Here is a 12,332-nt window from a genome sequence, read left to right as displayed (position 1 = left end):
AACGCGTTGCGCTGAGTCCTGAGGCTGTTGCAATGAAGATGAGAATCAAGGCAGAGGAAACAGATTAGCTATAAGCGCTAGAAAAATAAAAATGTTCTTGCAACATGCAAGCAGAGCGCATATACTACAGTCATAGCGTATGAGATGGGGTCTCTAAAAGAGGCCAAGCACAGCAATTTGAGTTTATGTGGACGGGACTTGAGCATGAGCACCAGCAATTTCTCCTTTAACAACGGCAATATCGATTTCATTAATCTCGAGACCATTTATGGCCGTACTGACCGTTCTCGCACAGAGAACTGGCCTGTATGCCTAGGTGAAGAGGCGCCAAGTGGCGAAGATCTCGAGTATTTGGATGAGATTGAGCGCGAGCGGAACTATGAGTTGAATGCCAGGTTCGCCGCGATTCAAATCGCTCAATTTAATTACCCCGTTATCACCTCTTTTTAATGGGGCAAGTTGGATCGACTATCTGTGTCAAACAACGGCTCACCGTGGGAAGGAATCGACAATGAGCAAGAATATGAACAAGGACATGGACGGCAAGGCTTTGGGTAAGGCCAAGGCGGCTGGACGCGTGGTGACGGTTGCTGCGGCGACGATTGCCATGACGGGCGGCTCGATGCTGTCGCCCCTGGTCGCGGTGGCACAGGATGCGGATGGCGTTGGCGCCACGGGTGCAACGGCTGCGGTGATGTCGCCGCTGACGAGTACTGCGGCCGCCGGTACTGGCGCGGGTGCCGTGTCTGCAGCGCAAAAGGTCGCCGACCTGCAGGCTGCAGTTGATGCGGCGCGCGCTAAAGCTGCTACCGCCAAGGCCGATCTGGAAGCGGCTGCCGCTCCCTACGATGCTGCCGCCGTCAACCAGCAGCAGGCGCGGGGCGCCTATGACGCGGCCCGCGGTGCGAGCGATAGCGCGGCCTCCGCTGCTTCGGCCGAGCTGGAAAAGCAGCTGGGCGCTGCGCAGGACAAGGCCGATCAGGATGTCAAGGCGTTTGAGGACGCTCAGGCTGCGCTCGATGCTGCCAAGAAGGAGCTGGCGGACAAGGATGAAGCCCTGACTGCTGCCCAGAGGGCATCCCGTGATGCCCAGTCTGCGCTTGAGGCCGCACAGGCTGCTGCATCCGATGCTACGCCCGAGGCTGTAGCTGCCGCCCAGGCTGCCGCAGGGCAGGCTGCGAGTGACCTGGAACAGGCGAAGCAGCAGGTCGTTGATGCGCAGGCCAAGCTCTCGGATGCTCAAGACGCTGCCACTGCCGCCGCTGCCAAGCAGCAGGACGCGCAGGGCAAGCTTTCGGCAGCTCAGCAGGCAAAGGCCGCGGCAGATGCGGACGTGGATGCCGCGCAGACGAGCTATGACGCGGCCAAGGCCGATCTGGATCGAGCCGAGCAGGGCGCCGCGGGCCCGGAGTACGAGGCCGCCAAGGCAAAGGTGGCTGCTGCGTCCGAAGCGCTGACGGCCGCCAAGGCCGCGCAGTCGAAGTGCGAGAGCGAGCTTGCTGCCGCAGAGCAGGACGTTGCCGCCGCCGAGGGCGAGGTTCAGACTGCTCAGCAGGCAGTTGCCGATCAGCAGCAGGCCGCTGCCGATGCCCAGTCAAAGCTGGATGCCGCCGCTGCTGCCAAGACCGCTGCCGACGCCGCTCTTGACCAGGCCAAGACCGATCATGCCAGTGCGCTCACGGAGCTGGCCGATGCCCAGGCCAAGCTTTCGGCGGCCAAGGACGAGAAAGACGCTGCCGACAAGGCGCTCGATCAGGCGAAGGCCCAAAAGCAGCAGGCCGACCAGGCTGTGGCTCAGGCCCAGGCAAAGCTCGATGCCGCTCAGGCAACGGCGAATGCATCGGCGGAGAACTACCGCCAGGGTGCCATCGCATTCTTTAAGAGTGTGGGTGCCGACGATGCGGCGGATATCATCCTCAACTGCAAACTCGCTGGCTACAACAAGGTGGGCGAGGAAGTCGACGCGACGAGCCTGACCAATATGAAGCAGGCGGTTGTGTGGCTCAAAGCGTGCAACGAGTATCGCGCAAGCGTTGGCCTAGGCGAGCTCAAGGTGACATATGCCATGATGGCGACCGCCATCGCCGACGCGAACTTCTCCGATACGAAGGTCGCGCACGCTCAGCAGTTTAACGTGGGCGAGAATGTGGCGTGGAACTACGGAAGCAATCCGTTTAAGCAGTGGGTCGATCAGGAGAAGGCCATCTTTGATGCTGCCGCCGCCTCGCTGGGCGCGTCGGGCCTTACGGGAAAGGCCGCTTACGATTTCTATACAGCGCATAGCTCCCAGATTGATAACTACGCCGCACTGCACGGTGGACCTAACCCTTCGGTCGGACATTACATCAACGTGATCAACCCCGATTACACCGTGACGGGCATGGGCGTTTGCACGCGAGGGACGCTGTACGGGAGTACACAGGCGCAAACATTTGTATATTCTGGTCAATGGTATAAGCCGTATAACCTCAATCCGATGACGGTTGCAGAGTATGAGGCTGCGTTGAATGCGTGGTGTGACTCGTTGGCAAATCCCGAGCAGGGCGTGGATGCGGCACGCAAGGAGCTTGCTGTGGCGCAGGGCGTTGCCGACGATGCCGGCAGCAAGGTGAGTGCAGCATCGCAGGCCGTTGCAGCAAAGCAAACCCAGGTTGAGCGCGCTGCCGCTAATGTTGATGTCGCGGCAACCAAGGCCTCGGAGGCCCAGGCTGCCGTGGCGCAAAAGCAGGCTGCAGCTGACGCCGCCGCGCGTGCCGTCAGCGATGCCCGCGCCGATTTGAGCGCTGCCAACGCCGCTGTTGCGGCAGCGCAGGACGCCGTGGCCGCCAAGTCTGGCGAGCTCGACATTGCCAAGGGCAAGGTGGCTGCTGCCAAGCGCGCACTGGACGCCGCTCGTGCCGGTGTTGGCGACAAACGGGATGCACTTGCCGCGGCCCAGGATGAGCTAGCGGCGTACTCAGCCGATATCGCCGCTGCTCAGCGTGCGTTTGATGCGGCGTCGTCTGCACTCGAAAGCGCGCGTGCCAATCAGCGCGAGGCGGAGGCCGAACTTCTTGCCACCCAAGGCGATGCCGATCAGGCAGGCATCGATGCTGCTGCCACTCAGGTGGAGCTCGATATGGCGCAGCGGGCTGCAAGCGATGCCGACGCCGTCGTGGCAACGGCTCAGGCAAAATCTGATGCAGCTGCCGCCCGCGCCTCTCAGCTTAAGAATGCCGCCGCAGCACTTGCCAAGGCCACTGGGGACAAAGCGACTGCCGATGCCGCGCTCGATGCAGCGGCGATGGCCGTGAGCGATGCCGAGTATGACGTGGTGGAGGCTGACGATGCCGTGGTGGATGCGACTGTCGCGCGCGACGCCTCTGCCGCCGCGGTTGCCCGCCTGCGCAGAATCAATATTGCCGAAGCCATTGTCAACGGCAGCACTGACGATGCGGACGAGGTACTTAACGCCAAGATCGCTGCGGCCCACGATGCCGCCGAGCGTGCCGCGACCGCCAAGGCCGAACTCGATGACGCCGTGGCTGCGACGGATGCCGTGGCGCCGGCATACTTGGAGGCGCTCGCCAACTACACCGCCGCCAAGGTCGAGCTCGACCAGGCTATTGCCGAGCTTAACGCCGAGATCGCTCGCCAAGAGGCCGCCGACCGCGGAAACGGCGAGCAGACCCAGCCCGTCACGCAAGTGACGTACCAGGCCAAGCATGCGGAGGCAAAGACCGAGGCCACGACTTGGCAGACGGCGATGCCCGCCACGGGCGATGCGTCCGAGCTGCTGGGTGAGACCTTCGTGATCGGCGGCACGGTCCTGGTGGCCGCCGGCGTATTCCTGTCCGATAAGCGCCGCCAGCTGATCCGTTAGGGACAGGGAAGCGCGCTGTTTTTGGCGCGCACCGCAGGGGCATGGGCTCTACGGCGCGCGCCGCCTTTTTCTTCAAGATTGATTAAGGAGGGATATATGCAAATAAGAGGAGAGGCCGCGATCGCCTGCGGATTCATGGCGGGTCTGGCAACGGGGTTGCTGTTCGATGGATGTTTCGACAGCTATATCAATCGATTCTGCGATTTTGGTTTTTCGAGAGGCAAGCCTTGGAAAACAGCGCCAGCTCGTCAAGAGCTGGCTGCGCCCATCGAGCCCCGCAGTGTGGATACCTCAAAAATCAAGGTAATCGTCACTAAGAACGGCAAGATTTACCACCGTTCTACGGGGTGCAAAAGCCTTCCTCAAAACGCCATTAAAACAAGCGTACCATTAGCGGCTGCACTCAAGCGAGGCAAGACGCCCTGCCCAACATGCTGCCCGCCAACAGTGTGCTCGATCTAGTTTTTTGGGTGTTTGATCCGTTTGGATGGAAGAACGAAGGGTAAGCCCTAAGGGATACAGATGCCGGCCCGGCCTGCAATTTCTTCCATTGATTTGTCCAGAGTCGCACAGCACGGAGGTGTTGTTTGATGTCTATTTTCGTTACCGGAGACGTTCACGGTGTTGCCGAGTATGGGGCGAGTCGCTTCTCGTCGCGCGTTTGGCCATTGGGTCGAACGCTGACGCGCGATGACGTTGTCATCGTTGCCGGCGACTTTGGCTTTATATGGAGCGGCTCGAACACCGACAAATACTGGCTCGACTGGTTTGAGTCCAAGCCCTGGACCACGTGTTTTGTCGACGGCAATCACGAGAACCATCATCTGCTGGCGGGGCTGCCAATGCGTGAGTGGAACGGGGGCCTCGTTCACGAGGTTCGCCCGCACGTGCTGCACCTGATGCGCGGCGAGGTGTTCGACATCACGGGGACCACGGTGCTCGCCATGGGTGGCGCCGCGAGCCATGACAAACAGTGGCGTCAGGAGGGAAAGACGTGGTGGCCCGAGGAGATGCCGAGTGAGCGCGAGATCAAACACTGTCGCGCCTCGCTCGATCGCGCGGGCTGGAAGGTCGACTATGTTGTGACGCACGAGGCGCCGGTCGATTTGGCTGACGAGCTGTGCATGGAGTGCAATCGCGAGTTCTACGACGATTCGCTGCAGGCCTTTTTGGGCGAGCTCGACGGGCGGCTCGACTACCGCACCTGGTTCTTTGGCCATTACCATGACGATGAATGGCGCGATGACAAGCATCGCCTTATCTACCAAGATATCGTGCCGATCGAAGCGCGATGTGCCGATGGGCAGGATGAGACGGCGAGTGACTATTTTGAGCAAGAGCGTTAGGAGGTCCCCATGATCTGGTTTACCAGCGATACCCACTTTGGGCACGAGAACATGCTGCGGCTCGCCGACAGGCCTTGGTCGACTGTTGGGCAGATGAACGACGCCATGGTCGCTAGCATTAATAGCAAGGTCGCTGCGGATGACGAGCTTTACATTTTGGGTGACTTCAGCTTTAAGATGACGGTCCAAGATGCCTACGAGCTGCGCAAAAGCATTGCATGCAAGCGCATCCATCTGCTGCCCGGCAACCACGATAAAGACTGGACGCAGCCTGCGGTGGCGGATGCTTTTATCGTCGAGCCGCCCATTTGCGTGCTCAAGATCGACCGTCAGAAAATCGTGCTGAGCCACTATCCCATGGTCGACTGGCAGGGTATGTCGCACGGCGGCTGGCATTTGCACGGGCATATCCACAGCTGTGGCGACGCGTATAACAAGTTCAACCTTCGGCAGGGGCTGCTGCGCTACGACGTGGGCGTGGACGCCAACGGCTACGCCCCGGTGAGCCTGGAGGAGCTCAAGTCGTGGTTTGCACAGGTAGACGAGCCGGTGTGTTGCGTTAAGTGGCCGTGGTGGGTCAACGCCACGGGCGACGAGCAGATCGAGCACGATCTCGAAGCCTATAAGAGGGAAGTGGTGATCCGATGACGGTTTATGTGACGGGTGATGTCCACGGTGGCATCGACATGCAAAAGCTCCGCGACTGGGAGCTTGGGGATAGTCTGACGAGCGACGACTATCTGATTATCGCGGGAGACTTTGGCTTTCCGTGGGATTTTTCTGCCGAGGAATGCGCCGATATCGCCTGGCTGGAGTCGCGCCCCTATACCGTGCTGTTCGTCGACGGCAACCACGAACGCTACGACCATTGGGCGGAGCGCCCCCTGGAGTTGTGGCACGGTGGACTGACGCAACGCCTGTCGGACACCTCGCCTATACGGCGCCTGACGCGCGGCGAGGTTTTTGAGCTCGGTGGGTCGACGATCTTTACCATGGGCGGCGCCACGAGTGTGGACAAGGAATACCGCATCCCGTATTCCAGCTGGTGGCCGCAGGAGCTGCCGGGCGAGCGCAACTTTGAGGAGGCGCGGGCAAAGCTCGATAGCGTGGGCTGGAAGGTCGACTACGTGATCACCCACACCTGCTCCACGCGCATGCTCTCGCCCACGCTCTATCCGGCACCTGGCTGGAATTATCCAGCTGTCGATCGGCTTACGGCATTTTTCGACGAGCTGGAAGATCGCTTGGACTACAAGCGCTGGTACTACGGGCATTTTCATCGGGATGCCAACCCGGCCGAGCGCCACACCGTGCTCTACGACTGCATCGTTCGCCTGGGCGGCGAGCTCCAGCCCTGGGACGTTGCGTAGGGGCAGGCATAGCGAGCTCTTCGTATGATGCCTTGGGTAGTTACCCTACATTTTGGCAATAGTCATTATCTGTAGGGTAACTTAAGACATACTGGGAGCTGGAGGAGATGCTGCTGGCGGTCTAGAGTTTCAACGCCATTCGGTTGGTGCCGGGTAGGGCTGCAAAGCCGAAATGCGCATAGAACGCTGCCGCCTCATCATCTACTGGATCGACAACCAAAGCTCGCGCTCCCGCTAGGGCAGAAATTTTTAAGGCGTTTTCGATGGCATCTTTGAGCAACGATGCTCCCAGACCAAGCCCCTTGAATTTCTCATCAACCCCCATCATTCCAAGCAACACTGCGGGAACTTGGGAGGGGGAGTTCCGAACGAACCATCCTCCGTCAACATTTTCGCGAGCTACGGAGTGCGTACATAGCGTATAGAACCCGGCGACTGCGCCGTCGTAATACGATGCGTATATAACCGCCGACCCTCTTCTTCGCGCCGAGGCTGATCTGTTTTTAGCCCATCCGTCTACAAGGGTATTACCGCAGTGGAAAGCCTCGATGCCTTGACCAACGGGGAGTTGAACGGGCTTGGTAAACGTGCTCATTCCCAAATCGCTTTACGGTCGAGCAGCGCTTTTGCGGCTTGGGGCATGGGTGAGTCGAGCATTTCGCAAAATGCATCAAAACCATCAGGAGAAAGATAGGTTGTTGACGCCTCGGCGATGTCACGTGCGGAGCTCTCGTCAAGGTGAGCCGTGGCCCATTGGGTGAGAGTTTGCCCGCGCAAGGCCGCGGCGCGCTCGTAAGTAAGGCGTTGACGCTCGGTCAGCCTTAGATCCATACGGCGCTGTTTCTCAATCGTTGGCATGGTAAAACCTCCTTTGCATCATTGTACGGAACTATTCCGTACATAACAAGATACAGAATTACGCACTCGTCGGGGGGGGGTAGTGAAGGGGGCAGGGCGTTTGACTACTCGGCCATTACGGTGATGTTCTCGCGGTGCGCGCGGATGACGTCCCAGCTAAAGTGCTCGACCAGCTGCTCGGCGGTACGCGGCGTGGTGTCCGGCGCGATGCCTGTTTGCCCGGCGAGCCATCCCAACAGTGCCTCGGGTGTGCCAAAGCGGGTGCGGAGCTCGCCCAGGTCCAGATCGCGATCGCGCTTGGAAAGGCGGCGGCCGTCCGGCGACATGAGCAGCGGGATGTGCGCGTAGCGCGGTGTGGGCAGTCCCAGCAGATGTTGCAGATAGATCTGGCGCGGCGTGGAACCAAGCAGGTCGCATCCGCGTACGATCTCGGTGACGCCCATGGCAGCGTCGTCGACCACCACGGCCAGCTGATAGGCAAACACGCCGTCGCTGCGGCGCACCAAAAAGTCGCCGCACTCGGTGGCGAGTGCCTCGCATTGGGCTCCGTACGTGCGGTCAACGAATTCGATCACGTCGCCGGCGAGGTCGTCGACGGCGGGCACACGCAGGCGCGTGGCGGGAGCGCGCAGGGCGCTGCGGCGGGTAACCTCCTCGGCAGAAAGGCCTCGGCAGGCGCCGCGGTAGATGGGCGTGCCGTCGCTGGCGTGCGGCGCGCTTGCGGTGTGGAGCTCGGCGCGCGTGCAAAAGCAGGGATAGGTGAGGCCGGCGTCTTGCAGCTGGTGCAGGGCGTCCTCGTACAAGTCCAGGCGATCGTGCTGGCAGTAGGGGCCTTCGTCCCACTCAAGCCCCAGCCAGGCTAGGTCGTCAATCAATTGGGCGGCAAGTTCCGGGCGCTTGCAGCGATCGTCCAGGTCCTCGATGCGCAACACGATGCTGCCGCCCTGGCTGCGGGCCGAAAGCCACGCGCACAGGCAGCTGAACACGTTGCCCAGATGCATGCGGCCCGAGGGCGACGGGGCAAAGCGGCCCACGACGGGCGCGGGAGCGGCCGCTGCTGGTGCGCCCGCGGCGTGTGTTGCTATGTTGCATGCGTTGATATCCATGCGGACGAGTATAGCGCGGGGTGAGGTGAGGGGGCGTCGTCGATGCTCGCGAGTTGCCGAGGCTGCGTGTTGTGCGCGGCGGGCACCGACTCAACACCTCGATTACCGCCCCAAGCTCAGCCCCTTCAACCCCTCAAACGACAGAAGCCCCGGCAGCTCTTCGCAACTGCCGGAGTTTCCGCGGAAAAGGGGGACATGATCCTCAAGCGAACGGCAAAGGGGCAAACCGTTTTCGCTCAACTGCTTTATGCCCCTCGCTCGCCGGCTTAATCGGCTCACGCCGCGCCCACACAAAGCCGCTACACCTGTGACGGAGCTATGAAGTGGTATCTATGCCGGAGCGGGCTATGCCAAGGAGTGTCCCAGATTGCCGGCAGATAAGGAACGTCCCCAGGTGCCGGTCGCGGGCGTGACTTTCGTCCCGTTTAATACTCCGCTGACCTAGATGTTCGTCACATGAACCCGCAAACGTGGGACAATGACGCTACTGGTATCACAGACAAAGGATGTGCCTATGAACGCCCCCGTTGCCAAGACCTGTCGGCAGCGCTGCCCGTTTGCGCGATTTGCTTCCATTTGCGCGCTCGTCGCGTGCGCGCTGCTGCTGTTGCCCGCCGTTGCAGGTGCCGACGGGTATTCCATGACCCAAACCTACATCAGTGCCACGGTCGAGGCCGATGGATCGCTGACCGTTGTCGAGGGACGCCAGTTTGATTTCGACGACGACATCAACGGCGTGTTTTGGGAGATCAATACGGGCACCAACCAGCAGGGCGGCACGGCGGGCGTTGACGTGCTGAGTGTCGAGGAAGAGGACACCGCGTTTAACAAAGTCGATAGCGCGAACAAGGGCGACTCTGGCGTCTACACGGTCGAGCAGACCGGTGACGGCGTAAGGATTAAGGTGTTCAGCCCTCACGAGAGCGGCGACAGCGCAATCTACTACGTGAGCTACACCATGACCGGTGCGGTTATGAACTGGGCCGATACCGCCGAGCTCTACTGGAAGTTCGTGGGTGACGGCTGGTCTGCGGATTCCGATGACGTCGAGATGGAAGTGTGCTTCGCGAATGCCGCTGCCGGGACGGCGGCCGTCAAGGGCGATAACTTCCGCGCATGGGGCCATGGTCCGCTGACGGGCGACGTGTCGCTCGATGAGGACGAGCCCATGGTCACCTATACCATTCCCTGCGTGCACCAGGGCGAATTCGCCGAGGCACGCATCGCCTTCCCTAGCGACTGGGTGCCGCAGCTTGCCGCTTCGGGCGAAGATCGCATGTCAACGATCCTGAGCGAAGAGAAGGAATGGGCCGACGAAGCTAACGCCCGCCGTGAGCACGCGCGTGCGGTTGCCGGTGCGATCGCCGTGGCGTGTGTTGTCGTGGCGGTTGCCTATACCGGTGTGATCGTGATGCTCAAGCTGCGCAGGCCCAAGCCCAAGCCGCTCTTCCAGGACGAGTACTTCCGCGATGTGCCCTCCGCCGACCATCCCGCGGTGCTTGCAGCTCTTATGAGCTGGAACGGCGTGCCCGATCAGGCATATATCGCCACACTGATGAAGCTGACCGACGACCGCGTGATCAAGCTAGAAGAAGCGACCGAGACCAAGAAGAAGGGTCTGCTCCGTCGCGAAAAAGAGGAGCAGACGTATCGCATCACAGTGACCGACGAGGCCTGGAAGGCCGCCAAGAAGGACGGCATCGATCGCGACGTGCTCAAGGTCTTCTTCGCTGGCGTTAAGCCCGATAAAGACGGCGTCCGTTCGCGCACGTTTAGCGAGCTGGAGGAGTATGCCAGCGAGCGTACTGAATCTGTTGGCGACAAGCTCGAGGACTATCAGAGCACGGTTAAGGGCAAGCTGGAGGAGCGCGAGTTTATCGCATCGGATGGCACTATCGTGATGGTGGCCGGCCTGGTTCTCGGCATCATCATTGTCTTTGGCATTTTGGGCTCTCTGTTCTATACCGACTTTGCGGACGCCAACGTCGGTGCCGCTGTGATTTCGATCCCCGTCACGATCGTGGGCTTTGTCCTGAGCTGCACCTTCCGCCGTTACACGCCGGAGGGCGCCGAGGTGGCGGCTCGCTGCAAGGCGCTCAAGCATTGGCTCGAGGATTTCACACGCCTAAAGGAAGCCGTCCCGGGCGATCTGGTGCTGTGGAACAAGCTGCTGGTGATGGGCGTTGCCCTAGGCGTTTCGAAAGAAGTGCTGCGACAGCTGGCCGAGGCCGTGCCTGCGGACCTGCGCAACAGCGACGATTTCTACGACAACTACCCCTGCTACTGGTGGTATTACCATCACTACGGCAACGAGTCTCCGCTCGTTTCGTTCAACGATGTGTATCACGAGACCATCCGCGAGTTGGCTTCGAGCTCCGATAGCTCGAGTGGCGGCGGTGGTGGCGGCTTCTCGGGCGGCGGAGGCGGCGGCGTCGGCGGAGGCGGCGGCGGAACGTTCTAGCGAGCGCTTGCTTTGGGGTGGATCTTTCTGGGCGGTTGCCAGGGAAGATTCATCCCATTTTTGTGCATCGAAACGGGTCAAACTTTCCGCTGAGGACCTTCGCGCAAGGGGCAGTGGACAAAAAATGCCAAATATGAGTACTGTTGCTGCGTTGGTCACATATGTTTGCACATAATAATGGGCTCCTAATGAGAGTACTTCTCGTTAGGAGCCCATTTTATTGAACATTTGGGGAGTTACGTCAGCTCGTGCAGCTGGTCGTCATGCCTATAAGCATCAAAAATGCCCCGAATCGCTGCTACTAAAAAGGTAACAGTACTCATATTTGATGTTTTTTGACCACGGCCATTTGCAGGCCCTCTAGGCTACTCATTGGGGACAGACTTAAATGACCAGTCGTTAGGGATCAGTCATTGGGGACGTTCTTAAATGACTGGGCGTGGCTGCTGGGCCTAGACAGTTAGGTCGAGTTCGTAGAGGAAGCTTTCGCGCGGCATGGCGTGGCGGCGTTCTTCGCGGTTGGCGCGGTGCGTGGCGGTGCGCTTAAAGCCGTGCAGCTCGTAGAACTTCCACGAGCAGTTGGAATCGGTGTACAGGTGTGCGCTGGTCGCCCCGCACGAGGACAGATGCGAGATTGCGGCGTCGAGCAGCACCGATCCCACGCCCAGGCCGTGGACGTCGGGGTCGACGGCGAGCAGCGTGACCTCGTTGTCATGCGGCAGTGGGCTTTTCTCGAGCAGGCGGTTGTTGGTTCGAATGGTGGCGCGCACAAACGAGAGATACTCGGCGCACGACTCGGGTTCTAGCTCACGCATCTGCGACAGCAGTGCACGCTCAGTATCCATCCAATGTTCCCTGACGGCGGTGCCGGAGCTCTGTCCCGCACGCGCAAGCGAAATGCCGCGTGCCTTGCCATCTATAACTGCAACCTGCGAAAACGTCGAGGAAGAAAGGCAGTAGGCAAGGTCGCACGCGGCTTCGAGGCGGTTGTACTCATCGTTATCCGAGTTGTTGTGCCAAAGCTGCTGCAGAATCAGCGCGATGGCGTCGAAATCTTCGGTATCAAACGGTCGGTAGAGAACCCGCGAGACCATGGTGCCTCTTTCTATTGCGGATGCATATCGAGCACAGTTCTACCACGCCATTGGCATCTAATTATGGTGCCCCTGTGTTCCATCAACTCACCGTGCTCAGCGGCGCTCCTGCAACCCCCGCTCGCAAACTTTTTCTGCACAGCCCTGCGTTGCGGGGTGCAACGTCGCGCTCGATGCGCTACATTGAATCAGTATTTTCAATGCCGCTGCGCGAGCGCTGCAGATCGACGTATCA

11 protein-coding genes are annotated in these 12,332 nt (G+C 60.3%); 7 read left to right on the top strand and 4 right to left on the bottom strand.

The features are described 5' to 3' along the window. The first annotated feature begins 204 nt into the window (after nucleotides 1–204). From CHY22_RS10065 to CHY22_RS03435, 6 genes are all read left to right on the top strand, one after another. Complete coding sequence (locus tag CHY22_RS10065; protein WP_147328328.1) at nucleotides 205–450, top strand: hypothetical protein; 246 nt, start codon at nucleotides 205–207, stop codon at nucleotides 448–450. 61 nt (nucleotides 451–511) lie between these two features. After that, nucleotides 512–3,862, top strand: coding sequence for a CAP domain-containing protein (locus CHY22_RS03450; protein WP_158551204.1), 3,351 nt, complete (start codon nucleotides 512–514; stop codon nucleotides 3,860–3,862). Between the two features lie 96 nt (nucleotides 3,863–3,958). Beyond that, nucleotides 3,959–4,324 (top strand): hypothetical protein, encoded by a 366-nt coding sequence (locus CHY22_RS09945; RefSeq protein WP_143759206.1) that lies wholly within the window; start codon nucleotides 3,959–3,961, stop codon nucleotides 4,322–4,324. A 128-nt stretch (nucleotides 4,325–4,452) separates the two neighbouring features. Next, on the top strand, nucleotides 4,453–5,208 hold the full coding sequence (locus tag CHY22_RS03445) for a metallophosphoesterase (protein WP_089572443.1): 756 nt from the start codon (nucleotides 4,453–4,455) through the stop codon (nucleotides 5,206–5,208). Nucleotides 5,209–5,217: 9 nt separating this feature from the next. Beyond that, nucleotides 5,218–5,856 (top strand): metallophosphoesterase, encoded by a 639-nt coding sequence (locus tag CHY22_RS03440; RefSeq protein WP_089572442.1) that lies wholly within the window; start codon nucleotides 5,218–5,220, stop codon nucleotides 5,854–5,856. Further along, entirely contained in the window at nucleotides 5,853–6,578 is a 726-nt protein-coding gene (locus CHY22_RS03435) for a metallophosphoesterase (RefSeq protein WP_089572441.1), read from the top strand. The genes CHY22_RS03440 and CHY22_RS03435 overlap by 4 nt, the downstream gene beginning before the upstream one ends. A 121-nt stretch (nucleotides 6,579–6,699) precedes the next feature. On the opposite strand, the gene CHY22_RS03430 is transcribed toward CHY22_RS03435, so the two are convergent. The 3 genes from CHY22_RS03430 to gluQRS form a co-directional block, all read right to left on the bottom strand. Beyond that, nucleotides 6,700–7,173 (bottom strand): GNAT family N-acetyltransferase, encoded by a 474-nt coding sequence (locus CHY22_RS03430; protein WP_089572440.1) that lies wholly within the window; start codon nucleotides 7,171–7,173, stop codon nucleotides 6,700–6,702. Beyond that, nucleotides 7,170–7,436 carry a DUF1778 domain-containing protein gene (locus CHY22_RS03425; RefSeq protein ID WP_089572439.1) on the bottom strand — a complete coding sequence of 89 codons (267 nt, stop codon included), beginning with the start codon at nucleotides 7,434–7,436 and terminating at the stop codon, nucleotides 7,170–7,172. Before CHY22_RS03425 ends, CHY22_RS03430 begins: the two co-directional genes overlap by 4 nt. Nucleotides 7,437–7,540: 104 nt before the next feature. Next, complete coding sequence (gene gluQRS, locus CHY22_RS03420; protein WP_089572438.1) at nucleotides 7,541–8,542, bottom strand: tRNA glutamyl-Q(34) synthetase GluQRS; 1,002 nt, start codon at nucleotides 8,540–8,542, stop codon at nucleotides 7,541–7,543. Between the two features lie 514 nt (nucleotides 8,543–9,056). On the opposite strand from gluQRS, the gene CHY22_RS03415 reads away from it, so the two are divergent. Continuing rightward, entirely contained in the window at nucleotides 9,057–11,003 is a 1,947-nt protein-coding gene (locus CHY22_RS03415; protein WP_158551205.1) for a DUF2207 domain-containing protein, read from the top strand. A gap of 452 nt (nucleotides 11,004–11,455) precedes the next feature. Here CHY22_RS03415 and CHY22_RS03410 read toward each other — a convergent pair whose 3' ends face one another. Further along, nucleotides 11,456–12,097, bottom strand: coding sequence for a GNAT family N-acetyltransferase (locus tag CHY22_RS03410; RefSeq protein ID WP_089572436.1), 642 nt, complete (start codon nucleotides 12,095–12,097; stop codon nucleotides 11,456–11,458). Nucleotides 12,098–12,332 lie beyond the last annotated feature (235 nt).

This window comes from Collinsella sp. TF06-26 (assembly GCF_002232035.1).
GTDB lineage: Bacteria > Actinomycetota > Coriobacteriia > Coriobacteriales > Coriobacteriaceae > Collinsella.
The sequence above is the reverse complement of the archived record's forward strand: the minus strand, read 5'-3'. Positions and strand labels throughout refer to the sequence as shown.